The sequence below is a fragment of the Vibrio tubiashii genome (assembly GCF_028551255.1).
Classification (GTDB): domain Bacteria; phylum Pseudomonadota; class Gammaproteobacteria; order Enterobacterales; family Vibrionaceae; genus Vibrio; species Vibrio tubiashii_B.
In genome coordinates this window covers 118,534-145,453 of record NZ_CP117029.1, presented here as the reverse complement: position 1 = coordinate 145,453, position 26,920 = coordinate 118,534, and the positions used below count along the sequence as shown (strand labels likewise).

Sequence of the window (26,920 nt, the reverse complement as noted above, 5' to 3'; positions counted from 1 at the left end):
TTATAACTGGATCATTTACATGACCCAGAGTTTATAAGTCAACCTAACTGTTCAATATAAGTTTCGCTAGCTTCCAATAAAAGCAACTGGTCTTTATCTGATTTTGTGGCAATTAAAAGGAATAAGCGCTCTAAAGAATGAGCCAAAGTGCCGTCTAATTGTCCGAGTTCTGGCTCAAAACTATCGTAAAATTTCTCTAAATTATTCAAAGAAACTAATGAACTCGGCTTAAACCAAAACATTGAGCCTGCACAAAAATCAAAAGCATAATTATCTAAGTACTGCTCATAACCTAAAGCTAACAATACCTTTTCAAGCCAAACTCGATTCCCAAGATTATATGCCTCTACCGAAAGGTCGAGAATAGAATCACTAGGCGCAGCAAACTTCAAATTATCATTCGAAGCAAATTGTTCAGACATCTGATCAAAATTTAGAAGTGTTGAATATAGGTTGCTTCTCCATGTATCGCCATCAACACGATGCAGAGATTTTTTTGTATGCAATTTACAACAAGCCTTGTAGTTAAACTTGTCACGAATTAAAGAGTAAGCCTCTAAAAAGGGCTTGATATCCCTACCTCTATTATCAACTGGCAGTATGTAACAATTAAGCTTTGATTCATGAATTTTTTCCAGCGTAGCTTTTTTAGTCCATTTTGGTAAAGTAATAAATAAATCCGGTTTAACTTTATTTTCGTTTACCTTACCAATTATCTCTTCTAGTAATTCTTCATAATATAGATGAACTATTAGAGCATACTCACTCTTCTGAACAAAGCTACTATTTAATTCACTCACACTATTTACGAAATCGTGGTAACTGGTATTATTCCTAATAGTATTCGCTGTGATGTGAAGATGCCTGTAACCATGTCGTCTACAAGGCTCTAAGTGCGTCCCTTCTGCCCACTCATTCCAAGCATTAATAAAAACAAATTTTTCTTCATTTCCATTCTTCTGAGCTTCTTTACAAGCAAAATCCAACCAACCCTCGTATTCTTCTGGAGTATTATTGACAAAAGACACACCTTTTCCTGGCTTTCTTGCTTCATTATCCCAAGAAGGCATTACACAGCGAAAGTTAGTATAATTTCCTTGTTCTAGTGCCTTCGCATTTTTAACGGCGTCTTTATAACAATATACAGTACCTTCATAGTCAGGATTCAAGATTACTTGTTCTTCCGTAACTATCTTAGGGTTGAGTTTATGTGGAGGAAATTCAACAGCAGCATCACAACCAAATTCTACAGGTGACTCAATATCAAACGACTTAGCCGCTACAACATAAATTCCATCAAAACCTTCAGCAAGCGCTCTTTCTCTCCATCGCTCTACAGTTTTCTTCGCATCTGGCAACAAAGTAGCTCTATACAAAACTAGGACAGGCTTGTTTTCAACTCTAATATACCTAGGGTCTCTGAACGCTTCAAAGAGCGATTCTATAAAGGCGATATCATCATCATCGCTATGATTTTGGCTAATAAGCACATCATTATCCAATCCATCCCAACGACGTGACCAGTTCTCATTTGCCCAACAGAGACAAAAATTGATATCAATGTCTTTGTTTTCTAGAAGAAGATTCACGGGGGTTTCCAACAACCTATGACCATCAAACCAATAATGATGTATACAGAACCCATATATGCCATAGTGTCTTGCCAATTTTGCTTGCTCGCGAATATTATCAGCTAACCTCAGGTCATAGAAACCAAACTCTCCTGGTAGTCGCGGCTGATAGTGGCCTAGAAACTGGGGAACCGCTTTTGTAACATTAGTCCACTCAGTAAAACCCTTCCCCCACCATTTATTATTCTCTTCAATAGGGTGAAACTGCGGTAAATAATACGCAATGGCTTTTACATCCATTTCTTCATGTGAGAATTTTTCTTCAGCCTTTGGTACATAGTCTACATTCCAACCTTTCACTCCCTGAGCCTGGGTAAAACCAGCTTGTAAAGCCTCTTTCAATTCTTCATTCGTTAATTCTTTTTTCATAAAACACTCTTATAAACTTCTATAAGGTCATCTACAACCGTATCCCACCTAAATTTTTCGACGGAGACACATTCGTTATTACCAATATTCAAACGATTAATTATAGAATCACTAATACTAGCAATATCATTAGGGTCTATATTAGCTATGTTTTCCCCAAAATATTCTCTTGTCGCACCAATCTTGGTAACACTGGACGGGCAGCTTAAAGACATGGCTTCTAGTGCTGCAAGCCCTGGCGTTTCCAATGTACTTGGCAAACAAAAAACTGAAGCGGCTTTGTAAGCCGCTCTTAATAACTCTGAATCAGACTCAAGTGGGCCAAGATAAATAAGCTGACTCGGAAGCGCGCTGCTCTTTACAAGCTCGAAATAACCAGAGTCTCTAACATGCCCTATCAACACTAGTTTTATATTCGGTATTCGATGCATTGCTTTGACGAGATTAAGCTGATTTTTTCTCGACTCAATATTTCCTACGTTCAATACAAAATCATCTTGAATATCAAACTTATCTTTGAATAGGCTCCCATCGACTTCCTCAAAAAAAACATCATCTATCCCATTATACACTGTCTTGAATTTAGCCCTCTCTAAATCCAATACATTTGATAACTCATCGCTCTCTGCATCTGAATTTGTGACAATAGCATCTGCCATAGAAAGTTGATGTCGAATTTCATCCACTGGATATAAGTGTTTACTTTCCTCTGTAACCCAAAGGCTAGATGTAATAACAAGAGGAATACCCAGCGTTTTTATAAAGTTACAAATATGAATTGAGCCACCGACACACGAAAAGTAATGCACGACATCATAATCTAAGAAATTGGGCTCCCATGGATTAAACAAATCGACCTGAATACCTTTTTTTTCTAGCGTTCTTTTATAAGCCAATAACTGAATTTCTCCACCTCCGGGGGTGTGAAATGCCATTGGGTATGTAATAAAGAGAACTTTCATCTTACTCTTCCCTCAAAACACTTAGCATTTTATTCGTCCTACCTAACCATGTATTCTCACCGACAATACTCTCAGAAACAACTTGGTCAAGCTTCCCATTTTTAATATGCTGTTCAATCAATATAGTAAAATCACTTGCAGTGGAAGCAACACTTAAAGCTTCATTTTTAGTATATTCAGTAAACCCCAGTGGAGTAGATATCACTGGAAGCCTTGCTGCAACATACTCATAAAATTTCATCGGAAACATTGAGTGCGTGTATTCATTGATTTGTGATGGTAGTAAAGCCACGTCCATATGGCTCAAGAATGAAGGTAGCTCTTCATAAGATACATATCCAATATGATGAACATTAGATAATGATGCTATGCTTTGAAGCGTACGATTCCGTTGCCCTTCCCTTTCTTGCCCAATGATATAAAAATCATACTCAGGAGCATTAAGCGCTATATCATAAAATAGAGAAAAGTCGACTTTAAAGTCAGATAAAACGCCATGGTATACAACCTTACGCTTTGAGTTACTTGAAATTGACTCTAGCATTGGATTAGATATTTTTTTTGGATACGCAAAATGGTTAAAATCTACAACGTTCCCGTGGTAGTGAACTGAGTTGTTATATACTGAACACCTTTCCTCTAAGGCTCTAGTGGTAACAAATACCGTATCACAAACCGGAAGAAAGCGTTCCTCTTGCTGCTTAAAGCTTAGTTCATCAATCCCAGGAATTTGAGACAGATCATCAACACAATGATAAATAACTTTTTGACTATCAAATGTTTCTAACAAATCTAGAATATAAGGATGATATGTCCATGTTATTATATTGGGTAATTTAAACGCCTTGACTTCACGATTGACCAAAAAGGATAAAAGAGTGTTATTCACCTTTGAAAGAAATTGATGGTTGTTAGGGTTAGGAATAACCAGTGGCGATAAAACAGCAAAGTTGCCTTTCTCTCTCTTCCCTCCGAAAAAAACTGTCTTGAGCCCACTAACAACTCGATTAACGATGCGCTTTATATCTTTGGAGCTATTGAGTTTTGGAGAGCGTATACCTACACTCTCCACATAGACTACTGAATAACCAAGAGAGGTCAAAGTCTGCGCCATATGCTGCTTGTTAGTCCAGTATGGTTCACTCCAGTCTGCAGTAGAAAAAAGTATTATTGTGGTTTCACTAGCTTTCACTAAAAGCGACCTCTTTTACAATTCCTTTATACAATAACTTTGGTACTAGAGGGCTAACCTTATGGTACCCGGCCTCAAGATATATAACAGGCTCATTATTTCGAGTGCTCACAAGAGTTTTAGCTTTATCTTGAATGAATTCCATCGCTTGAACTTCGTTTAAAAAACAAGGTGAAGTAGAGTTCATTCGTATGTATTCTATTAACTTAATATGGACTTTCACGCGCTGCTCTTCACTAGCCCACCCATATTGATATCTTTCTGAAAAAGGGTGATCAAGATATCCAAACATGGTGTAACTGCTTTTAGCAAGATCGAATGCTTCTTTGTATATTCTAATGGGGTCTCCACCATCCTTTAAAAGGCAATCTCCATGCAACATCACTTGTTGAGAATGGGCAATAAAAGTATTTGGAAGATCTGGTAAGTTCCCACCATTAAAAGTGAGAAACTCTGGGTCATTCTTAATAATCCCTCCAATACATCCAAGATAGCCAGCATCGCTCAGAGCCTGAAGCGCATATATTGGAGTATGATGGAATGGAGATACAGCATACTGAACTGGTTCTTTGATTACATTTTCGATTAGCTGAGCGGAAACTTTTGCTTCCGATAATGCACTCTCATATGTCCCTCCCCAGTTAGGAGCGTGGGTGGCGGTATGAGATAGGATCGCGCCTCCGCCTTGCTGAACTTCTTGCATTAAGGCGAAGTGTCTTGTGTCATTCAAATTACTTGTATGAACCGCGAGTGAAAATGGGATCTTTTCTTCGCAATAAGCATTCCAAAGATCCCGACTGGACTCAATATCTTCATCACAATCTAACCGCATAGTCACCACAGCATCATGCCCTTGAGGCAGTTCTAGCAACGCTGGATAGCAAATTAATGCCGATGCTTTATAGGATGACAAAAAAATCTCTACAAGCTGCCACTCATACGAGTCCAGAGGACCAACTTCTCTATTGAACCACAATATAGATTTATCACTACAATCTACTAATGCGCTGTATGTGCAGATAGTTGCCCCCCCATCATCTACATTTGCGACTGTATATTGACTATCAAAATGGATAGGAGCAGATAGTGACCATATATCGCCTCGATGACGAACTGCACCAAAACCTAAATTATTCCACTCGTCTGTAAAGTCAAAGCGTTCCATTGCTCTGCTTTCAATAGGCGAAAAATTGGTATCTATATTCTTTACGTAGTTTATTTTAGCTGGACTTTCAGAATATTGGTATGTCTCTGCTGTAGGTGCATCTGGCCAATTACCACTTGGCCAAGATCTATATTCAAAGCCAAGTTTAGTTGAATATTCCTCGGGTAAGGTACCAAACACGACAATCTTCTGAATATTGTTAGTAGCCATTGCCTCCTTAAGCTCTCCATTGTCCGGAGAGATTAGTACTAACACTCCAAGCTCATCAGTAAGCTTATCGATCTCAACTACTTGGGAATTAGTGAATGAGCGCACCAAGGCACTCACTACATATTTAAAGGCGTTAGAGCCTGTATTTTTTACACCTATCATCTATCAACCACATGTCTGAATTTGGAGCGATGTCCGACACGAATAAAGTCATCATGGCCTACAAACTGAATATCAAAAGCGTTTGGCCAATAATGCTCTATTTTAGCTTTGGTTTCATCTCGGTTAGCTGTCAATTCCAGCACTAATCGAAGAATTGGTTTTGCGCTTCGCGTATCGATCTGAAACTCTTGAATTCCACCAACTCTATGATCTAAAACATCCTGAATATGATGAGTTGGAAACTCTTTACCATTAAGTATAACTACATCGTGAATGCGCCCGGTTACATTAGCCAAATAAAAACCATCAGGCCTCTTTTCTACGGTAGCAAGATCTCCCGTCCTATACCTAATTAAAGGCATTAATCTATTACGAAAACCTGTAAATACAAGCTCATTTCGGTTATTGTCGTGCCTAAAACTTTCAGGGTATCCCTCGGAATCATAAACAAACATATCAGAGCGCCCCTCAAACTGATAAGCCATCACCCCTAATTCAGCCAGCCCATACCTATTGATCACTTTACAGCATAAAACTTTCTGAATTTTATCTCGCATATAATCTTCTAGTAGTTCACCACTAGATTCAAATACATCGAAAAGGTGCATACTCTTGTGTTTTCTTTCAATGTAGCAAGCTAAAGAATATATAGTTGAGGGGTGCGCGTGGATTAAGTGCGGCCTTCTATTCTTCAAAGTTCGAATAATTTCGTCTAAGCCAATTTCGTCTAGCGAAGAAAAGAAAATATTGCTTCGGTTCATTGCAAAACACTTGAAATCCTCCCTATTTGGCCAGTCAGGCTGCTCTTCACCGAGAAACCTACAAGCAAAGTGTAATTCAGATTTAGATTTTGTGTTGCCAATACTAGCTCTCGAAAAGAGCGTTACTGCTGAAGAATAGTCTGCCGCATATTGATCATAGTATATAAAACATGACAAACCTGTAGAACCGCCTGTTTTACAAACGTGGTGTCTAATCTGCTCTAGAGGGTTAGATAAAAGTCGCGGCCCTTGCTCTCTGATTATATCTTTAGTTAAAAACGGAACATCGTTTAAATACTTGATATCTTTATTGATACTTTCAGGGCAAAATGAAACTTTTTTGAATAAGTCTCTATAATATGGAACATTTTCTTTTGCAAAGCTTAGAGTATTAAATAAATTCTTTCTAAGAATGCTCTCTCTTTCGATAAAAGACAGTTTGTAATAACACTCCATTTCTCTTAGCTTTTTCGTAACATTCCTTTTTTCCAATTTCTCTGCTATTGGATAAGCCAAATACGCACTTGCCATACCTTTTAAGAAACTTAATGGAGGTCTAGAAAACCCATATTCCGAAGCTTTTAATATAAAGCTATCTCTCTTCATTTGATGACCTATATTTGGAATAGACTCTAAACTCTCTCATCAGAAATTATTTTTCCATGTTCCATATGTATTTTTCTATTACATACATTTTCGATCAAATTTGGATCATGAGAAGCAATCACCAAAATCGATGATTTATCTATAAGTGAGGTTAGACGCTCAGAAGCTTTTTGGTTAAATGCTGCATCACCAACACTCAACCACTCATCCATGATAATTATATCCGCTTCAACACTAGTTGATATTGAAAATGCCAAACGAAGCATCATACCACTGGAATATGTTTTAACTGGTAAGTTTAGGTATTCTCCCAACTCGGTAAAATCTGCAATTTCATCTATTTTCCCTTTGATAACATCAGGGGAAAGACCATCCATTAATCCCTTAATAAATATGTTCTCAAAACCTGTTGCATCGGGGTCTAATCCCATAGAAACATCGAGCAATGATGCTATTCGGCCAGTAGCCTTTAGGCTGCCCTGTACTGGTGAATAAACACCATTGAGAACACGGAGCAACGTAGTCTTACCTGACCCATTGTGACCAACTAACCCAACACGGTCGCCTTCTTTTATATTAAAGTTTAAACCATCCAGTGCCCTTACTACTGGATGCTTACCAGCATCACTGCCAATCTTGCCTCCAGTAGTCATATTTATAACCTTTTTTTTCAAAGAACGATGAGAGTTCTCATAAATAGGGAACTCTACTGTTAGATTTTCTGCTGTAAGATTAACACTCATAGATATCTCTCTATAACCAGTATGGAACTCGGTCTCGACATTTAACCATCAAGTAATGAGCGAATAAAAAACCGACAACCATTGTAACAATAGCAAATACCCATGAGAGTAATTCTAATTCAGAACCTAAAATTGGTGCTCTGACTATTTCTATCATATGGTGGAATGGATTAATATCAGCAGCCCAAGATCGGTCTTTAAGCAGGTCTTTAGACCACATAATAGGAGTAAAGAAAAATGCCACCTGTATAATATTAGCAACAATAGGCAATATATCTCTAAACCTAGCGCATAAAATACTTAAAACAATACTAATCCAAACTGTATTAAGTAATACTACAATCAAACCTGGTACAACCCACAAAAAATCTATAGTTAAATTATGACCAAATGCAATCATTAAAAAGATTACTACAGGTAGGCTATGGAGAAGAATAATGAAGTTCCTCCATACCACTCTCATAACATGAGTCGTAATAGGCATCCTTGCTTGCTTCATAATAAAGCCATAGGATATAAACGTATTACTGCCTTCATTGAAGCAAGTACTAATATATTGCCAAACTACTAAGCCTACCCCCAGATAAGGTAAATAGTCTTTTATCTCTTGGTTTAATAAGGTTGAGTATAATACTCCTAGTACACCAACCATTATCAATGTGCTTAACGTGAACCAAAAAGGCCCTAACACCGAACGTCTATAGCGTTGTTTTATGTCATGCCAACCCAATGTTGTCCAAACATGGTATGAAAAAATACCAACTTGAATATCATCTTTTCCAGTATGAGAGTGCCACCTATTCATATACTTAGAAAAAAAACCATTACGCAAGCTTTGATCTGTATCTCTTACTACGTCTCTCATGAATAACACCAATTACAAGTAAGCTGCTTCCAAAAAGACATTACCAATACTATCTTTAGCTGACAGAATAGGCTGCTCATTCTCGCTTATTGGCCAAGTAATAGCTAACTCTTTATCATTCCACAAAATAGAGTGTTCCGCTGAGTTGTTGTAGTAGTCGGTACACTTATACACAAACTCAGCCTCCTCACTTGTTACATAAAATCCGTGAGCAAAACCTTCAGGAACCCATAGTTGTCTTTTGTTTTCTTCCGATAAATAGACTCCAACCCATTGACCAAAAGTCGGGGAGTCTTTCCTAACATCCACGGCCACATCAAAAACTTCACCACTCACAACCCTTACTAGCTTTCCTTGAGTGTTTTCTGTTTGATAGTGTAAACCACGTAAAATTCCCTTCTTCGATTTTGAGTGATTGTCTTGCACAAAATGAGTCGGTTTGCCTGTTACTAGCTCTTCAAACTTTTTCTGTTGCCACGTTTCCATAAAAAATCCGCGATCATCACCGAAGACTGCTGGTTCAATAATTTTCACATCGGGTATATTGGTGTCAATAACTTTCATAATAACTACTTATAATCTGAAATACTTTGTAGAGCTTGTTGCCAATCACTTGGCTTAATATCAAACTGCTGTGCTATTTTACCACAATCCATACGTGAATTCGCAGGACGCTTAGCTGGGGTTGGGTAAGCAGATGTAGGGATAGATAGCAAACTAGGCTGTTTTTCTATAACCCCTTGTGTTTGCGCAATTGTGAAAATTTCCTTAGCGAACTCAAACCAGCTAGCATATGGCATGCCAGAAAAATGATAAATACCCCAGTCGACTTTAGACCCTGAGTCCACCACTTCGGCCATTTTAATTAATGCAGATGCAATATCGCCCGCATAAGTCGGTCCCCCAAATTGGTCACCAACAACACTCAGTTCACTGCGACTCTCAGCTAGCCGTAACATTGTTTTAACGAAATTGTTACCGCTCTCACCAAATACCCATGCTGTACGCAAAATTAAATATTTCTCACAGACTTCAGCTACAGCTTTCTCGCCTGCAAGTTTACTCTCACCATAAATACCTTGTGGCCCAGTCATATCCGATTCTCTATAAGCCTTCTCTCCTTGGCCATCAAACACATAATCTGTGGAGATATGCAGCATAACAGCTCCGCATTGCTGGGCAGCTTCCGCTAGATATTTTGGACCATCACGGTTAATTGCATAGGAAGACTCGATTTCTTCTTCTGCTTTATCGACCGCAGTATGCGCTGCAGCATTGATAATAAAATCAGGATTAAATTGCGTGACACTCTCCATAACTGCTTCCTGTTGAGTTATGTCGAGATCTTTATAGTCAACAGCCAATAACTCTGCTTTACCCTTAAGCTGCTCTACTAGACAGGTACCAACCTGACCATTACAACCAGTGATCATTATTTTCATCAGATTACTTTCCTTCTAGTAATGACATGAGATACTGGCCATAATCATTCTTTAACATCGGCTTAGCTAATTTTTCTATCTGCGAGTCACTCAACCAACCTTGGCGCCACGCAATTTCTTCTAAACAGGCTACTTTTAACCCCTGAACATGCTCGATGGTTTGCACGAAAGAAGACGCTTCATGCAAGCTTTCATGTGTACCGGTATCAAGCCACGCGAAGCCTCGCCCAAGTAATTCAACATTCAATGATCCATCTTTTAGGTACATCTCATTAATTGACGTAATTTCCAACTCCCCACGTTCTGAGGGCTCAACCTGTTTCGCAAAGTTCACTACACGATTATCGTAAAAATAAAGTCCAGTAACTGCATAGTTTGATTTTGGTTCTGTTGGCTTTTCTTCAATAGACACAGCTTTCATATTGTTGTCAAATTCAACAACGCCAAAACGCTCAGGATCTTTGACTTGATACCCAAACACCGTTGAACCAAAATCGTTTTGAGAGGCTGATTGCAAGGATTCTGAGAAGTGCTGTCCGTAAAAAATATTATCTCCAAGAACCAAACAGACTGAGTCATCACCAATAAACTTCTCACCGATAATAAAAGCTTGAGCAAGACCATCTGGACTTGGCTGAATGGCATACTCTAGATTGATACCAAAATCAGAACCGTCACCCAATAATCGTTTAAAACCTTCGTTATCTTCCGGCGTGGTAATGACTAGAATATCTTTAATACCCGCTAACATTAACGTAGATATCGGATAAAACACCATTGGCTTATCATAAATCGGTAAAAGTTGCTTAGAAACACCTCGAGTTAAAGGATACAAACGCGTGCCTGAACCACCAGCTAATACAATACCTTTCATACCTTTACTCCACTCCTAAGCGTTCACGTTGATAGCTGCCATCCTGAACATTCTGACACCACTTTTGATTTTCCAAATACCACTGAACAGTTTTGTTAAGGCCCGTTTCAAATGTTTCTACTGGAGTCCAACCCAACTCTTGTTGCATCTTTGAAGAATCAATCGCATAGCGACGATCATGCCCTGGGCGATCTTGTACATAGGTTATTTGTTCAGCATAAGGCGAATCTTTCGGCACTAAAACATCCAAGATAGAGCAAATAGTTTCAACAACTTCGAGGTTTCGTTTTTCGTTATGCCCCCCGATGTTGTAAGTTTCACCAATACACCCTTCAGTCACTACTTTATAAAGAGCCCGTGCGTGATCTTCAACAAATAGCCAATCTCTAATCTGATCACCTTTACCATAAATCGGTAACTCTTTGCCTTCTAAAGCATTTAAGATAACAAGTGGGATTAGCTTTTCAGGAAAATGATATGGTCCATAATTATTTGAGCAATTTGTAACAATTGTAGGAAGACCATATGTACGTAACCATGCTCGAACAAGGTGATCGCTCGATGCTTTCGAAGCTGAATACGGGCTTGATGGAGCATATGGTGTTGCCTCTAAGAACATAGGTAACTCTGTTCCAGAGTCAACCTCATCGGGGTGCATAAGATCACCATACACTTCATCGGTAGAAATGTGGTGAAAACGAAAAGATTGCTTTGCATCTGAGCTTAAAACGTTCCAATAAGCACGAGTAGCTTCAAGTAATGTATAAGTACCGACTACATTAGTTTCAATAAAAGCGGCTGGTCCGGTAATAGATCGGTCAACATGGGACTCTGCCGCTAAATGCATTACTGCATCTGGGTTATGTTCAGAGAAAACTCGATCAAGCTCTGCTCTATCGCAAATATTCACTCGCTCAAAAACATATCGCTCATTGTTTTCTACGCTAGCTAAAGACTCTAAGTTACCAGCGTAGGTTAAGCAGTCAACGTTCACAACGCTATCGTTAGTGTTTTCAATTATGTGACGCACAACTGCTGAACCAATAAAACCAGCGCCACCTGTTACTAAAATCTTCACTAATTTTCCTCATTACTTCATTCGGAACCAAAAACATATACTATACATTACATATAAGACTGGGCCGACTATTAGAATATAACGTCTGATTTTACATGATACAGAATATGTATGCGAGCTTTGGGCATTGTGTTCAGAACATAAGTTATTAGATATGTTATCCGTAGAGCAATCTTGTTAGAATGCCCGAGTACAACTTTAAAAGGAAAAGTTATGATCATCGTAACTGGCGGCGCTGGCATGATTGGCAGCAACATAATCAAAGCACTCAATGAAAAAGGCATTAACGACATACTTGTTGTAGATAACCTTAAAAACGGAAAAAAGTTTCAGAATCTAGTTGATCTCGATATCACTGACTATATGGATCGTGACGACTTCCTTACACAGATTATGGCTGGTGATGACTTCGGCCCTATCGAAGCTGTATTCCATGAAGGTGCATGCTCCGCGACTACGGAGTGGGATGGTAAATACATGATGCTCAACAATTATGAGTACTCAAAAGAGCTTCTTCATTACTGCCTAGAACGTGAGATTCCATTCTTGTATGCCTCATCGGCCGCAACATACGGCGAGACAGAGACTTTCATAGAAGAGAAAGAGTACGAAGGCGCTCTAAATGTTTATGGTTATTCGAAACAGCAATTTGATAATTACGTTCGCCGAATTTGGCAAGACGCAGAAGAACACGGAGAGAAGCTATCTCAAGTTACCGGATTCCGTTACTTCAATGTTTACGGCCCTCGTGAACAACATAAAGGGTCAATGGCTTCTGTCGCATTCCATCTAAACAATCAAATGAACGCTGGCGAAAACCCTAAGTTGTTTGCAGGAAGCGAAAATTTCAAACGCGACTTTGTTTATGTTGGAGATGTTGCCGCAGTTAACCTTTGGTTTATGCGAAACGGTGTATCAGGTATTTTCAACCTAGGTACTGGTAACGCTGAGTCATTCGAAGAAGTGGCTAAAGCTGTTATAAAGTTCCATGGCAAAGGTACAATTGAAACCATCCCATTTCCAGAGCACTTAAAAGGTGCCTATCAAGAGTTTACGCAAGCAGAGCTAACAAAACTGCGTGCTGCTGGCTGTGATCACAAGTTCAAAACTGTAGCTGAAGGCGTCGCTGAGTATATGTCAATCACTAATATGTGCTAATTGGGTCTACTTTCATACATATCTTTAAGGTCGAACTTCTTCTTCTATGTCCAATACATTTCGTCTAAGCGAAACATTCGCTATATGTTTGCTGTTTTTATCTGTCTTTATTTCCAAAGCAGGAATATATGCTAGCTTAGCCTTGCTCTTATTCCTTCAGTTTTACTTTTTGTGGAATAACAAGGACGTAGTGAAGCTTATCTTCAAGCACAAAGCCATATTAATTTGTTTACTGCTGTTTAGTTTAGGGTTATGTTCGGCCTTAATCTCCCCAAATTCACTACACGATACTCTTTTATTTTTTAGAAAAGGAGCAGTTTTCCTATTACTGCCGTTACTACTAATTCAAGTAAATAGAAATAGTAGGTATGCGTCTATATCTCTCTTTATCAGTTTATTTATTGCTATCGCATATTCAACGCTAAAACTGTCTGAAGTGGCTAACGGCACATGGCATGGAGAGCGTATAGACAGCTTTTGGGATCTTGGACGTTGGGGAGAGATGTTAGGCTATATGATTGCGGTGCTAATACCACTTCTGTTTGATGATAGCCAAAAAAAACGCACGTTCTATCGAAACTTAGGAGTGCTAATAGTATGCATTCTATTCCTGTTCCTATCTGGTGGCAGAGGGCCTTTACTTGCGGTATTGCTCTCCTCATCTCTGTTTATGCTATTTAAAAAACCTAAAACTTTTTTTACCATCATGGTCGCTAGTGTACTAGTGCTTACTTTAGGAAAAGGTATCCCACAGATTAAAGCCGTGTCAGAAAGGATTAGTAGTATATCAGAACTTCATCACGACCCTTCAAATAGCGCTCGACTAGAGATGTGGAGGCAAGGTGCACATTTCATATACGAAAACGCCTCACGTGCCCCTCAACAATTTCTCCTAGGTACCGGCATAAGCTCTTTTGAACAAAATTACACACAGTACTTAGAAAATAATGCCGATATCGAACTGATCCTAAAAAAAACAAAGAATCAGTTCTCTTTTACGGATCTTCATAATACGTATTTAGATTTAGCAGCAAAGTTAGGCATTGTTTATTCGGTAATTTACTTAGTTTTTCTCTCGATGGTTCTCTGTTATTTTGTGCGACTTTGCAAAAGCGAGGAGTCCCCATGGGCATTTAGTGGCTTATGCTTAATATTAACCTATTCCGTCAACTCCATGTTCTATACAAGTGGCCTCGAGTATCAGACGACTGTCTTTTTTTCGCTATTAGTACTTTGCCACTCACAGCACCACTTATATATTAGCAAGAGAGGTGATTAATGTTTGATGCTAGTGTTATTGTTTCATTTTATAACAACATCAATGCACTCAAATGCATTATAACTTCATTAGAAAATCAACATGATAATTTTGAGATCATTATCGCTGATGATGGTTCTAGACAAGATGTTGTAACGCAAGTGGATACACTGATAAATGAATCTTGTCTAACGATTAAGCATATCTGGCAACAAGACAACGGATTTCGTAAAACACGCATTCTCAACAAAGCAGTTAAGCATACTTCTAGCTCTTATCTTATTTTTATTGATGGCGACTGTATCCCTCAACAGCACTTCGTTTCCGACCATTTAGCAAACAAAGCTAAAAACGTGCTCCTTAATGGTCGTCGTGTCGACATGGCAGCAGAGTACAAGGCTAACTTATACAGCAGCACAACACCCGAGTGTTTTTTTTCGCAGAACTCGCCAGCCATCCTACTTAAATATCTGCTTGGTAAAGGGAAAAATATCGAAAAGGGAATTCGTTTCACGAACGAAGCGATACTAAAGTTTCTTAACCGCAAAGCTAAGGGAATTGTCGGCTGTAACTTCTCATTGCATAAAGAAGACTTTATTGCAGTTAATGGTTTTGATAATCGCTACGATGTACCATGTGTCGGCGAAGACACTGACATTGAATACCGACTTGTTAATACAGGAAAACGTATAAAGAACGTTTTTCATCAAGCGATCGTTCTCCACATACTTCACCCAGAGTTACCTCGCCTAGAACGTGCGACACAGCTTTTTGAAGAGACACAAACTAACCAGCAATTCATTGCACTAGATGGTTATCATCAAGCTAAAGACGTAGACTAAACATTCAACTAGAGATTCTGACTAATGAATATTTTAATGGCACTGTCCCAGTTAGAAGTAACGGGAGCAGAAGTGTATGCAACAACTGTAGGTAATCAGCTAACCAAGCGCGGTCATACTGTTCATTATGTGTCCGATACACTAACTAAGCCATTCTTAGGTCAGTTCTTTAAACTTCGCTTCAATAAACGCAGTATCCCTCGCCGTTTTTGGCATGTCGCTTATCTTGTCTACCTCATCAAAAAGTACAATATTCAACTGGTTCATGCTCACTCGCGCGCATCCAGTTGGAGCTGCCACGTTGCATGCAAAATCACTAGCACTCCCATGGTTACAACGGTCCATGGCCGCCAACCAGTGCATCGGTCACGTAAAGCATTTCATGCCATGGGTGATAAAGCACTACCCGTTTGTGAAGCGATAGAGCAGCAATTAATCAATGACTTGGATGTGCCACCGTCCCAACTAACGGTCAGTCGAAATGGTATAGAAACAAACGCCTATTTTCCTAGCCAGTTGCCAAACAACGACAAACCAACTATCACCATTGTGGGACGTCTAACTGGTCCGAAGGGTGACCTGTGTTATCGGCTGTTAAATGAGTGTCTCGACCTCAATAAGTACGATGTTCGGATTTTGACAGGTTCTCAAAAAGAGGACAGATTCGAAAAGTTCATGAGCAAAGCCTCTTTTCTCGGCTATACCGATGATGTAGCCAGAGTCCTTCATCAATCCGATCTCGTTATTGGGGCAGGTCGTGTCGCAATGGAATCCTTATTGTGCGGTAGGCCGACTCTCGCTATAGGGGAAGCCATCTGTGTGGGTATCGTCGATGAAAGCAATTTAACTCATGCTATGTCAACCAACTTCGGCGATATAGGGCCTAAAGACTTAGATATTGATTTTAAGGCTCTTCATCAGCAAATTGAAATAGCGCTGACTAATCGATCATGTTCAGCAAAAGTAACCGAAGCCATCAAACGGAACTACGATATTGATACTGTCGCCTCTCACCTTGAAGATATTTATCAGGACCTGATAGTACACAAGCTAAAGCGAGAGATGCCTATTATTATGTATCATCGTTTTATTCGTGATGATTCCGAAAAGGGGGTCCATGGCACCTACCTCCATGTCGATATGCTAGAGAAGCACCTTAAGCTACTACAACTGATGGGGTTTGAGACTCTCACCTTTAAAGATTTAGCAGATAAAGGTTTGATACATCGCCTACAGGCTAATAAGCGCTATATTATGTTAACGGTTGACGATGGTTACCAAGATAACTACGAACTGATGTTACCTCTTCTGAAAAAGTATGGTTATAAAGCAGTTATATATACTGTAACAGGTGAAGCCTTTAACCGCTGGGATGTTGAGTCACCGGATAACCCTGAGAAGGCAGTTCCATTAATGCAAGAAACGCAGATCAAAGCACTTCACCATTCGGGTTGCGTAGAGATCGGTGGACATACCTTAACTCATCCGTTTTTGAGCAAACTCACATATCAAGAGCAGTACCAAGAAATTTCAGAGAATAAAAAACATCTTGAAACTCTATTAGGTGAGCCACTCACATCTTTTGCTTACCCCTATGGAGATCTGAATGAAGATTCAAAAAAGATAGTGCAAGAATTGGGCTATAAATTCGCAGTGGCTACCAATAGTGGCCCACTAGCCACCCATAGAGATAAGTTTCAAATTCGCAGAATTGCTATTTTCCCTAAAACAGATGTTTTGGGCTTATGGAGAAAAATAAGAGGCAACTATGTATTTCGCAAAGCTCGGAAACACCAATAAGGTAGGTTAAACATAGTAAAGTAGGCTATGTTACAATCGTTCTCTATTTACAATGTGATAATAATTTTTTTGCCATGAAAATACTTATTGTTGGGCCATCTTGGGTAGGTGATATGGTGATGTCACAGAGCTTATATATCACTTTAAAAGATAAATACCCCGACGCGCAGATCGATGTTCTTGCTCCCGCCTGGTGTAAACCCATCCTTGAACGTATGCCAGAAGTCAGCGAAGCGATTGAAATGCCCGTAGGGCATGGTAGCTTTAACTTTAAAGCGCGCTGGCGTATAGGTCGAAGTCTAAAAAATAGAGGATATGACCATGCGTATATCCTGCCAAACTCCGCGAAATCTGCCCTTATTCCTCTGTTTGCCGGTATAAAAGTAAGAACTGGCTGGAAAGGAGAAATGCGCTATGGATTACTCAATGACCTACGACCGGACAAACGAGTATTCCAATTTATGGTGGAACGATACGTAGCCTTAGCTTATTCACGTAATTCGATGAAAGGGGAAGTATCGATAAAACATAGTTGTCCTTTCCCAAAACTAGAACAGGATCCAGCTAGCCAAAAAAACACCATCGAAAAGCTAGGGCTTTCTCGTCATCAACAAGTTGTAGGACTGTGTCCAGGCGCGGAGTTTGGCCCCGCTAAACGCTGGCCTGAAGCTAAGTATGCAGAAGTCGCGAAATATGTAATCTCAAAAGGTGGCCACATTTGGATGTTTGGCTCGCAAAAAGATCACGAAGTAACAGAGGGTATCCGTAACCTTCTACCAGAGAGTCACCGTGAACTCTGTTTTAACTTAGCAGGTAAAACGTCCCTAAATGAGGCTGTCGACCTGTTAGCTGCATGCAACACAGTAGTCTCAAATGATTCTGGATTGATGCATGTTTCTGCCGCTGTTGGTACTGAAGTCATTGCTATTTACGGATCAAGTTCTCCCGATTACACGCCACCATTAACAAAAAAATTGCACATCATTCATACTGATATTGACTGTCGGCCGTGTTTTAAACGCGAGTGTCCATTGGGACATCAGGAGTGCCTTACAAAGCTATCTCCAAATCATGTCATTGACGCAATTAATACAATTTTAGAGTAATTCTATATGAACAATTTTCCAATTCTGATAACTAATCGATTAGTTCGTTTAACTGGCAATATCTTCAAGGTACTTGCATACCCTTTCCACTACTTGTTTCCCAATAAGCGTTTCACTATTCCTTCTTATTCACCTGCAAGGGTCAAACTGTCTGATTCAAACAATATCCCTCGTCAAGTATGGCTAACAAACTTTACCAATAAAGTGACTCTACCTGTTTATTGCAACTACCTTTTTAATCGGCTGTTATCATTGGAATACGATTACCACTACGTAGACAACGACGGTTGTGAGCAGTATTTAAAAGAACGTGCTCCAAAGGAAGTATATGAATCCTATCTAAAACTAACGGATGGAGCAGCAAAAGCCGACCTTTGGCGAGTAACAACGCTCTATCAAGAAGGTGGCATTTATATGGATGTTGATGCAACTTTAGTTTGGAAATTAAAGAAACTCTTAAATGAGGTGAACAACTCTTTATACATAAAGATAAAAAACGACACTGAAATTACCAATTACTTTCTTGCTACTACCCCAAATAACCCCGAATATAAAACAGTGATGGAAGCGATTGTGTACAACATCAATAACTATGACCCAGAGAAAGGCGTGTATGGAACTACGGGGCCAAAGGTATTTAATGATGTACTGGACGAACAAACAATAACCTCTCGCCGTCGTCGCTACGTTTGCATTCAGGGCGCTTTCACAAACGAACACTTTCAGTACATTGATAAGCCGCGTGGAAAGTGGATTCATAAAGATCCAAATGAATTAATAAAATAATAAGTATGTAAGGGTTTAATAAAATGCTTATTCGTTGGTTGTATACATTAGTACTTACCTGCATATCACCATTCTTACTGTTTGGCTTGTATAAAAAAAAGGAAGGTAGAGTTAGTGTTGGTTCTCGATGGAAAGAACATTTTGGTATTACACCAACTTTAACCTCGGATAATCAACCTATATGGATTCATGCCGTATCTGTTGGGGAAACCATAGCAGCAACACTATTAATTAAAGAGCTAAAAGCTATAGATCCTGACTTAGAAATCGTCCTGACTACGACGACCCCAACTGGAGCTGAACAAGCAGAAAAAATACGCGATTTAGCGACACATAGATATATGCCTCTCGATTTTCCTTTTGCAGTTAGAGGTTTTATCAAAGCCATAAAGCCTAGCAAGATGGTCATTATGGAGACTGAACTATGGCCGAATACCCTTTATATTGTAGCGAAAAATGGCATACCAATAAGCGTTGTCAACGCTCGACTCTCCGAGAGATCTTGTGAACGCTATGCGAAGGTACAACCTATATTTAAACTGCTTAGTGAAAACCTACACAAAGTCTTATGCCAATATACCAGTGACGCGGAGCGCTTTATAAAGCTTGGAGTAGCACCTCATAAAGTAGGTGTTACAGGATCGATAAAATTTGATATCAACATTGAAGCCGATATTATAACCAAAGCCGAATTGTTAAGAATCGCGTTAGGCTCGATACGCCCGATTTGGATTGCTGCCAGCACGCACTCCGGAGAAGAAGAGAACATATTACTTGCTCATCAGGAAATACTAGAGAGTTATCCCGATGCAATGCTCATTCTTGTACCTAGACATCCAGAAAGATTTAACACCGTTTTTGATCTGTGTTGTGAGCAGGGTTTTTCTATTCTTAGAAGAACTGAGCATCAGAAAGACGCTAACCGCAGTCAAGTTTATCTTGGTGACACAATGGGTGAACTACTTACTCTCATTGGGGCAAGCGATATCTGTTTTATGGGAGGGAGTTTAATAGGAGACAAAGTGGGAGGTCACAACTTCATCGAACCGGCGGCACTTAAAAAACCAATCATAACTGGACCAAGCTTTTTTAATTTTAGTGATATAGCAAAGTCGTTAATAGACAACAACGCTTTGTATGTAGAATGCTCCGCAAACAGAATCGCGAAAAGAGTATGTGAGCTATTTAGCGATGAAGCCAAAAGACGACAGAGGGCAGAAAACGCCTACAAGATATACCGCTTGTCTCAGGGCTCTCTACAAAAAACCATACGTGGATTATAACGATTTGTAGAACCAATAAGCTGTCGTGGCTACTTGATATCCTTGCTTGGCATAAAGTCTCATAGCACCAATGTTGCTCAGCTGTGTAGCAACCGAGATCTTTTTTAGCCCATAGATATCATTCGCCACAAACTCTGCGCTATCAAGTAGTTTCCTTCCAATACCCTGTCTATTGAATTCAGGAGACACAGCTATTAGACCAATAGTTGCAGATTCTTTGTTAAATTTTAAAGTTACAATTCCAGCAATTTCACTTTCTACCCAATATGCCAAACAAATATCATCAAACTCGCTGAGTACAGCTTTTCTTAGCCATTCGTTATAAAACTTATCACGCTCACAACATGTGAACCACGGCATTTTGAAGCGGCTATTAACGTATAGGTCGTCTAGAAAACCCGACATAACCTCTAGGTGAGATTGCTCTAAATAGTTGCAATAGTTTTGTCGATTTTTATCTGACTGAATGTCCTTACAGTAGGATACCTCACCTTCGCAGAACTTAAACTCACTTTCATTGAGCTGAGCTATTTTAGCTGTGTCTAATGATGAAACTTTTGTAGTAACCAAACCTGAATTGGCTAGATTATGATGCACTCCAGACCAATCTACGTCATAAATGCTGCGCTCAAAGAAAGCGCTATCGAACTCTCTAACTTGATATTTCATACTTAAGGAATCAAAACTACTTATCACATAATAAATCTGGTAGATTGTACCTTATTTTGCTCTAGATAATGCAGTACTTACGATGAATAAGCCCACCGAATCACTAACTGTACCATTTAATCGCCCTCCTGTTACTGGACGTGAGCTTTCTTATATTGAGCAGGCTATCGCTAGTTCGAAACTATCAGGGGACGGGCACTTTGCAAAAAAATGTGAAAACTGGCTAGAAAACAAGACAAAAACCAAAAAGGTTTTGCTGACACCTTCGTGCACCCACGCCCTCGAAATGGCTGCGTTGCTTGTCAACATTCAGCCTGGTGATGAAGTGATAATGCCTAGCTATACCTTTGTTAGCACGGCTAATGCTTTTGTATTACGAGGAGCAAAAATCGTCTTTGTCGATATTAGACCTGACACCATGAATATAGACGAATCTAAAATAGAGGCTGCTATAACTCAAAACACCAAAGCTATTGTTCCTGTGCACTATGCTGGAGTGGGCTGTGAAATGGACACAATAATGCACCTTGCTGACAAATACGACCTTTTTGTTATTGAGGATGCAGCCCAAGGTATGATGTCTGAATATAAAGGCCGCCCACTTGGCTCTATCGGACACCTAGCCGCATTCAGCTTTCATGAAACCAAGAACTACACATCAGGTGGTGAAGGTGGCGCACTCTTAATTAATGATTCTAAATTCATCGAAAGAGCTGAAATCTTGCGTGAAAAAGGAACAGACCGAAGTAAGTTTTTCAAAGGAATGGTAGACAAATACTCTTGGGTTGATATGGGTAGCAGCATGCTGCCAAGCGAAATTCAGGCAGCGTATTTGTTTGCTCAACTTGAATCAGCAGAACAAATCAATCAAGCTCGCCTTAAGCGCTGGAACCAATATTTTAGTGAGCTAGCTGAATGCTTATCACGTAACTCTATAAAATCTCCGCTCATTCCAAAACACTGCAAACATAACGCTCATATGTTTTATTTAAAGTTCAAAAATGGACATGAGCGAAGTCAATTTATCTCATACATGAAAGATAGAAACATACTCGCTGTATTTCACTATTTACCTTTACACACAACTAAAGCAGGGCAAACTTATAGTCGATTTCATGGATCTGATGAGAACACTACTATCGAGAGTGAAAAGCTCGTGCGCCTCCCGCTCTACTTCAATATGAGTGATGATGAGTTTAGCCAAGTACTCTTGTCCACAAAGCTTTACCTAAACAATAAAGCCGAGAATACGCTGTGAAAGTTTTAATATATACTTCCGAATATGACAGCAAGAATGGCGGTGTTGTCGTCCTGCATCGCCTTGCTCACCTAATAAATTCAGAGACCGACCATCAAGCGTTTTTAGTACCAAGAAGCTACGACTTATCAGTTCAAAGTACTAGCCTTCTATCTCGGATGCGTAAAAAACTTAGACACATTAGAAAGGTGCGCTGCTATCAAACTAATACGTCTTGGCAAACACCGCTCTTACCTAGTCCAACTAAGAATGAAATAAATGATTCTATCGTTGTTTACCCAGAAATAATAAACGGTAATCCTCTGCAAGCTGACAATGTTGTTAGATGGTTATTGCACCAACCGGGACACTTCAGCGGCAAAGTAGAATATGGAAAAAGGGAACTTATTTATAAGTTTAATTCCGCAATCAAAGACTTCGAATGGCCAGGTTCCACAACATCTGAAAATGAGCTTAAAGTCATCTATTACCCTGTAGACCTATATAATACTCAAGGTAGCGTTGATAAAGATGAGCGTACCGTAACTTGTCATGCTTTACGGAAAGGAAAGCACAAGCCAAAAGTTCACCCTGAAGACTCTATACTTATCGATTCACTCAGCCATGAAGATGTTGCTAAAGTATTCAAAAAAGCTAGGCGCTTTATTAGTTATGATGACTATACGGCTTATTCTATTTTTGCCACGCTCTGCGGGTGCCAATCCATAGTTGTCCCTGAGATAGGGGTATCAATTGAACAATGGTATCCAAAAGAGAGTGATCGATATGGAATAGCCTATGGCTTTGATGATAAGCAGATAGAGTGGTGCAAAAATACAAGACACTTAGTAGAAGAGCATATAGAGCGAGAACACGCTCGCTCTACAGAGTGCGTAAAAACGTTTTTATCAGAAGCAGAAGATTACTTTTCGATGCTAGGCGACTAAGGCTAGAGATGTTGATCTAGCCCTTTTTTGCAATAGTACACGCCATTTTTTAGATTTTCGGCCGTGATACGAGCATTCTCGTCAGCAAGCGCACGACGAACTGGATGATCTAAATGATAAACTGGGGTGAGAAATTTAATATTTTTCATCTTAATACCCATAGCCATCATACGATGACACAAGTCATCATCTTCTGCTCCTGCGCCAGGTAGTTCCTCGTTGTAGCCATTGACAGTTTTAAAGTCAGCTAAGAAACAAGAGAAGTTACATCCCACTAAGTTGAGCCATTTTTTCTTATAGAGAGCGTGCAATAGTGGGTTAACAAAGCCCACCTCATAGTTTCTCACTTTGTCTTGGTGCAATGAAAATATCTTGCTCAAGTAGTAAATAGGCTTTTGTAGTGGGCCGATTTCTTGAGGCTCAGTGCGAACCAAGTTTGAGTATCGACGTCCTAAAAACACGCGACGGCCAATCAAGGTTTTCCCGGGCTCACTATGTTTGATGTGACATTCCACATGCTTAAAATGAGGGATGCAATCACCGTCCAAAAATATAAGGTAGTCCGACGTAGCTTTAGCGACGGCTTTATTCACCGCGGTCATCTTTCTCCATCCTAAATCTTCTTGAGTCACATGGACAATGTTCAGATTAGGAAAAGGGAGTGAGTTTAGATAATCAGCAACATCTTTAGAGTCACCATCTTCCGCGACAACAACTTCAAAATTTGGCTCACTTTGCATACTTAATGCGTACAAAATAGAGTTCAACGCTTCTACATCTTTGTAAACGGAGATAATTACAGAGGCTTTCAACATACTATGCTCTTAGTTTTACTAGTTTATGCCATGGACTGCAGCAAAAACTCAAAATCTTCATTGGTCCAAATAATACCCGACTTACCCACCTCTTTCAAAAACGACCGTTTCAGTCTATCTAAGTTACCTTTCTTCCACTCTTCGCCAGATTGTTGGGAGCACTTATCGAAGTCGATAATCCAAACTTTTTCGTCTTCATCAAGCAAGATATTGTGGATATTGAGGTCAGTGTGGTTCACTTGCGCGTTATGCATCTTACGGATTTCTTGGCCAATTTTCTGATATATCTCTGCAGAAAGTGGCTTTTCTACCAGAATCGATACCAAATCTCTGGCATTGGGTATCTTTTCACTCAACAAATCCGCGGTATAACTCAAGCTGCTTTTGATCGCACGAGCAGCAATTGGCTTAGGCACGTTGACGCCCGCTTGGATTAGCGTATTCAAAAGCTGAAACTCTTGGTAACTGCGCGTTTGCTTCCAACCTGAAAAGTGGTAGCTATCATTAACCAGTTTGCCAAATAGACCACCACGACGATAGTGCCGCAGCGCTGCAGGCATTGACTCTGTTTGTACAAACCACGTAGTACCACGTCCTTGAGCGCTACCAATAACTTTGTCGTTTTGCTGCCAGTAACCTGGTTCGAAAACTTGTTTAGGGTCTTCTTTAAGTAGCTCTTCGTCATACCATATGGTCTGATTATCAAACTGCAAAGTCTTCATGCGTGGTGATCTCTCAATTTATTTGCGACGCCATTTTACATTTATTGAGCCTCTCTGCATAATCTTGGCTAGGGTCTATTGACCTTTTGAGCTGATTTTTGCAGCAGTTTGTGGGTTCTTTATGCAAGGCAGAGGCTTTGAATTGTAGTTGCTCTACCTGATAAGCCGATAGCGCAGCAGAAAGGAGCCACAAACGCTGCCTGAAGGGTTCGGCTAAAAGCGTTTTACTCTTTGTTGAGAGGTGTTTTGCTTAGAATGACTAGGCGGCAAACCTCTCGCCGCGATTAAAACGCTTTTATCTCGAACAAAATTTAACCGCAAAAGGTCAATAGACCCTGATACATGCTAATTGAAATCACTATGCCACTTTTTTCCTCTGCTCCTAAATCTCTCTGCATACTGCGCTTGTCTGCGATTGGTGACGTCTGTAATACCGTTGCAGCTGTACAAGCGATACAGCGCCAATGGCCTGAGACTGAAGTCGTCTGGATAACAGGCAAACTGGAAGCAAAGCTAATTGAAGATTTAGAAAACATCACCGTAGTGGTGTTTGATAAAAAAGAGGGCTGGTCAGGCTATAAATCACTGTGGCGCGAGCTAAAAGATTATCGCTTTGACGCTCTCCTGCATATGCAATACGCGTTTAGAGCCAGCATTGCAACTTTAGGAATAAAGGCGAAGTACAAACTCGGATTTGATGCCACGCGTAGCCAAGACTTTCAAAGCTTGTTTACCAATGTCAAAGTCCCTTCCCCGCAAACCATGCATGTTCTCGATGGACTACTTGCCTTTGGTGAAACGCTCGGTGTGCAAGATATGTCGCCGAAATGGCGGATTGACTACTCTGCTAATGATTTAACCTGGGCAACCGTTCAACTTGACGCGACCAAGCCAAACCTCGTGATTGTTCCAGCAGCAAGTAAAGCCTATAAAAACTGGACAGCCGAAGGCTATGCAGAGCTAATTCAGCATGCTCATCAAACAGGCTGGAATATTATTTTAGCGGGAAGCCCTGCTCAGGTAGAGCTAGATCTTGCCGCGAAAATCGAGAATTTAATTGATGTTCCAGTGAACAACTTGGTTGGCAAAAGTTCTCTCAAAGAGATGTTAGCGCTATTAGATAAAGCCAATCTCGTTGTTGCACCAGATACAGGCCCTGCCCATATGGCGAATGCGGTTAACACTCCTATTATTGGCCTTTATGCTCATCATAATCCAGAGCGAACGGGACCTTATCAGTATCGCCAGTATGTTGTGTCCGCTTATGAAGAAGCGATTCAAGCCGAGACAGGCAAAACATCTAAAGAACTGAGTTGGCGCGCACGAGTAAAAGACAAAAACGCCATGCAACGTATTGAAGTTCAGCAAGTTATCACTATGTTTGATAAAGTAGTCTCTGATTTAAACCTTCCATCATCCACTCCAGAGGTATCCTAGTGAGTAAACCAACCATTGCCGTTGCCCTAATCGTAAAAAACGAAGCGCAGCATCTTAAAGCTTGCTTGGAAACCGTCCATGACTGGGTTGATGAGATAGTCGTCCTCGATTCTGGAAGTACAGACAAAACAGAACAAGTGGCACGAACCTTTACCGACAAATTTTTCGTCAATCAAGAATGGCCAGGGTTTGGGCCTCAGCGCCGTATCGCACAATCTTATGTCGAGTCAGATTACATTCTGTGGCTCGATGCTGATGAGCGTGTCACGCCTGAACTGAAAGAGAGCATTTTAGCGGCGGTTGCTAGTAATGAGCCTTCAACCATCTATCAAACCGCGCGCTTAAGTTGGGTATTTGGCCGTTATATTCGCCATTGTGGCTGGTACCCAGATCGTGTTCTTCGCTTATATCCAACGAAACTAACTCAGTACAATGACGCCTTAGTGCATGAGAAAGTCGAAGTAACTGGGGAGATGAAGGTTGAAAACCTTAATGGTGATCTGATTCACTTTACCTACAATGATATGAACCATTACTTGGTTAAATCAGCAGGCTACGCGAAAGCGTGGGCAGAGCAGAGAGAGAAAAAGGGTAAAAAGAGCAGCATCTCACAAGGTATTCTTCATGCGCTGGGCTGCTTTTTGAAAATGTATGTCGTTAAGGCCGGCTTCTTAGATGGTAAACAGGGCTTCCTGCTGTCACTACTCTCTGCGCATTCTACCTTTGTCAAATATGCGGATTTATGGATTCGAACAGAAACCGACAAGATGCCTGAAAAATTTTGAACGCTTGAATTGTAA

The 26,920-nt window shown here is 40.1% G+C and carries 25 protein-coding genes; 11 read left to right on the top strand and 14 right to left on the bottom strand.

The genetic code is table 11. The features are described from left to right. Window positions 1-38: 38 nt before the first annotated feature. The 11 genes from LYZ37_RS00700 to rfbB are packed head-to-tail and all read right to left on the bottom strand — an operon-like array spanning window position 39 to window position 12,060. Complete coding sequence (locus LYZ37_RS00700) at window positions 39-2,000, bottom strand: glycoside hydrolase family 99-like domain-containing protein (RefSeq protein WP_272786103.1); 1,962 nt, start codon at window positions 1,998-2,000, stop codon at window positions 39-41. Then, window positions 1,997-2,962, bottom strand: coding sequence for a glycosyltransferase family 4 protein (locus LYZ37_RS00695; protein WP_272786102.1), 966 nt, complete (start codon window positions 2,960-2,962; stop codon window positions 1,997-1,999). The genes LYZ37_RS00700 and LYZ37_RS00695 overlap by 4 nt, the downstream gene beginning before the upstream one ends. Window position 2,963: 1 nt before the next feature. After that, on the bottom strand, window positions 2,964-4,154 hold the full coding sequence (locus LYZ37_RS00690; RefSeq protein WP_272786101.1) for a glycosyltransferase: 1,191 nt from the start codon (window positions 4,152-4,154) through the stop codon (window positions 2,964-2,966). Further along, window positions 4,144-5,691, bottom strand: coding sequence for a hypothetical protein (locus LYZ37_RS00685; protein ID WP_272786100.1), 1,548 nt, complete (start codon window positions 5,689-5,691; stop codon window positions 4,144-4,146). The genes LYZ37_RS00690 and LYZ37_RS00685 overlap by 11 nt, the downstream gene beginning before the upstream one ends. Beyond that, window positions 5,688-7,058, bottom strand: a complete 1,371-nt coding sequence (locus LYZ37_RS00680; RefSeq protein WP_272786099.1) for a phenylacetate--CoA ligase family protein — start codon at window positions 7,056-7,058, stop codon at window positions 5,688-5,690. Before LYZ37_RS00680 ends, LYZ37_RS00685 begins: the two co-directional genes overlap by 4 nt. 26 nt (window positions 7,059-7,084) lie before the next feature. After that, complete coding sequence (locus LYZ37_RS00675) at window positions 7,085-7,801, bottom strand: ABC transporter ATP-binding protein (protein WP_272786098.1); 717 nt, start codon at window positions 7,799-7,801, stop codon at window positions 7,085-7,087. Window positions 7,802-7,811: 10 nt separating this feature from the next. Then, on the bottom strand, window positions 7,812-8,666 hold the full coding sequence (locus tag LYZ37_RS00670) for an ABC transporter permease (RefSeq protein WP_272786097.1): 855 nt from the start codon (window positions 8,664-8,666) through the stop codon (window positions 7,812-7,814). 12 nt (window positions 8,667-8,678) lie between these two features. After that, a complete protein-coding gene (gene rfbC, locus LYZ37_RS00665) occupies window positions 8,679-9,230 on the bottom strand; it encodes a dTDP-4-dehydrorhamnose 3,5-epimerase (RefSeq protein ID WP_272786096.1) in 552 nt (183 codons plus the stop codon). Window positions 9,231-9,235: 5 nt separating this feature from the next. Beyond that, on the bottom strand, window positions 9,236-10,108 hold the full coding sequence (gene rfbD, locus LYZ37_RS00660; RefSeq protein WP_272786095.1) for a dTDP-4-dehydrorhamnose reductase: 873 nt from the start codon (window positions 10,106-10,108) through the stop codon (window positions 9,236-9,238). 4 nt (window positions 10,109-10,112) lie between these two features. Next, a complete protein-coding gene (gene rfbA / locus LYZ37_RS00655) occupies window positions 10,113-10,982 on the bottom strand; it encodes a glucose-1-phosphate thymidylyltransferase RfbA (protein WP_272786094.1) in 870 nt (289 codons plus the stop codon). A 4-nt stretch (window positions 10,983-10,986) separates the two neighbouring features. After that, window positions 10,987-12,060 (bottom strand): dTDP-glucose 4,6-dehydratase, encoded by a 1,074-nt coding sequence (gene rfbB, locus LYZ37_RS00650; protein ID WP_272786093.1) that lies wholly within the window; start codon window positions 12,058-12,060, stop codon window positions 10,987-10,989. Window positions 12,061-12,273: 213 nt separating this feature from the next. Between rfbB and rfaD the strand changes: the two genes are divergently transcribed. The 7 genes from rfaD (at window position 12,274) to waaA (ending at window position 20,293) form a co-directional block, all read left to right on the top strand. Continuing rightward, on the top strand, window positions 12,274-13,218 hold the full coding sequence (rfaD, locus tag LYZ37_RS00645; protein WP_272786092.1) for an ADP-glyceromanno-heptose 6-epimerase: 945 nt from the start codon (window positions 12,274-12,276) through the stop codon (window positions 13,216-13,218). A 190-nt stretch (window positions 13,219-13,408) separates the two neighbouring features. After that, window positions 13,409-14,497, top strand: a complete 1,089-nt coding sequence (locus tag LYZ37_RS00640) for an O-antigen ligase family protein (protein ID WP_272786091.1) — start codon at window positions 13,409-13,411, stop codon at window positions 14,495-14,497. Then, on the top strand, window positions 14,497-15,318 hold the full coding sequence (locus tag LYZ37_RS00635) for a glycosyltransferase (RefSeq protein WP_272786090.1): 822 nt from the start codon (window positions 14,497-14,499) through the stop codon (window positions 15,316-15,318). Before LYZ37_RS00640 ends, LYZ37_RS00635 begins: the two co-directional genes overlap by 1 nt. A 24-nt stretch (window positions 15,319-15,342) precedes the next feature. Then, window positions 15,343-17,118, top strand: coding sequence for a polysaccharide deacetylase family protein (locus tag LYZ37_RS00630; protein ID WP_272786089.1), 1,776 nt, complete (start codon window positions 15,343-15,345; stop codon window positions 17,116-17,118). 74 nt (window positions 17,119-17,192) lie between these two features. Beyond that, window positions 17,193-18,224, top strand: coding sequence for a lipopolysaccharide heptosyltransferase II (gene waaF / locus LYZ37_RS00625; RefSeq protein ID WP_272786088.1), 1,032 nt, complete (start codon window positions 17,193-17,195; stop codon window positions 18,222-18,224). Window positions 18,225-18,230: 6 nt separating this feature from the next. Beyond that, on the top strand, window positions 18,231-19,010 hold the full coding sequence (locus LYZ37_RS00620) for a glycosyltransferase family 32 protein (RefSeq protein ID WP_272786087.1): 780 nt from the start codon (window positions 18,231-18,233) through the stop codon (window positions 19,008-19,010). 23 nt (window positions 19,011-19,033) lie between these two features. After that, window positions 19,034-20,293, top strand: a complete 1,260-nt coding sequence (gene waaA, locus LYZ37_RS00615) for a lipid IV(A) 3-deoxy-D-manno-octulosonic acid transferase (protein ID WP_272786086.1) — start codon at window positions 19,034-19,036, stop codon at window positions 20,291-20,293. On the opposite strand, the gene LYZ37_RS00610 is transcribed toward waaA, so the two are convergent. Next, a complete protein-coding gene (locus tag LYZ37_RS00610) occupies window positions 20,288-20,962 on the bottom strand; it encodes a GNAT family N-acetyltransferase (protein WP_272786085.1) in 675 nt (224 codons plus the stop codon). The two genes, waaA and LYZ37_RS00610, sit on opposite strands and share 6 nt — an antisense overlap. Window positions 20,963-21,044: 82 nt before the next feature. On the opposite strand from LYZ37_RS00610, the gene rffA reads away from it, so the two are divergent. Both rffA and LYZ37_RS00600 read left to right on the top strand, forming a co-directional pair. After that, on the top strand, window positions 21,045-22,220 hold the full coding sequence (gene rffA / locus LYZ37_RS00605; RefSeq protein ID WP_272786084.1) for a dTDP-4-amino-4,6-dideoxygalactose transaminase: 1,176 nt from the start codon (window positions 21,045-21,047) through the stop codon (window positions 22,218-22,220). Beyond that, window positions 22,217-23,146 carry a WavQ gene (locus LYZ37_RS00600; protein WP_272786083.1) on the top strand — a complete coding sequence of 310 codons (930 nt, stop codon included), beginning with the start codon at window positions 22,217-22,219 and terminating at the stop codon, window positions 23,144-23,146. The genes rffA and LYZ37_RS00600 overlap by 4 nt, the downstream gene beginning before the upstream one ends. A 2-nt stretch (window positions 23,147-23,148) precedes the next feature. Here the strand turns inward: LYZ37_RS00600 and LYZ37_RS00595 are convergent, their stop codons facing one another. Both LYZ37_RS00595 and LYZ37_RS00590 read right to left on the bottom strand, forming a co-directional pair. Continuing rightward, the gene (locus tag LYZ37_RS00595) at window positions 23,149-23,961 is read right to left on the bottom strand and encodes a glycosyltransferase (protein ID WP_272786082.1); all 813 of its coding nucleotides are present in this window, start codon (window positions 23,959-23,961) and stop codon (window positions 23,149-23,151) included. Between the two features lie 23 nt (window positions 23,962-23,984). Next, window positions 23,985-24,683 carry a 3-deoxy-D-manno-octulosonic acid kinase gene (locus LYZ37_RS00590; RefSeq protein ID WP_272786081.1) on the bottom strand — a complete coding sequence of 233 codons (699 nt, stop codon included), beginning with the start codon at window positions 24,681-24,683 and terminating at the stop codon, window positions 23,985-23,987. Between the two features lie 360 nt (window positions 24,684-25,043). Between LYZ37_RS00590 and LYZ37_RS00585 the strand changes: the two genes are divergently transcribed. Together LYZ37_RS00585 and LYZ37_RS00580 are read left to right on the top strand one after the other, a co-directional pair. Beyond that, window positions 25,044-26,120 carry a glycosyltransferase family 9 protein gene (locus LYZ37_RS00585; RefSeq protein WP_272786080.1) on the top strand — a complete coding sequence of 359 codons (1,077 nt, stop codon included), beginning with the start codon at window positions 25,044-25,046 and terminating at the stop codon, window positions 26,118-26,120. Next, complete coding sequence (locus LYZ37_RS00580; protein WP_272786079.1) at window positions 26,120-26,905, top strand: glycosyltransferase family 2 protein; 786 nt, start codon at window positions 26,120-26,122, stop codon at window positions 26,903-26,905. Before LYZ37_RS00585 ends, LYZ37_RS00580 begins: the two co-directional genes overlap by 1 nt. The last annotated feature ends 15 nt before the right edge of the window (window positions 26,906-26,920 follow it).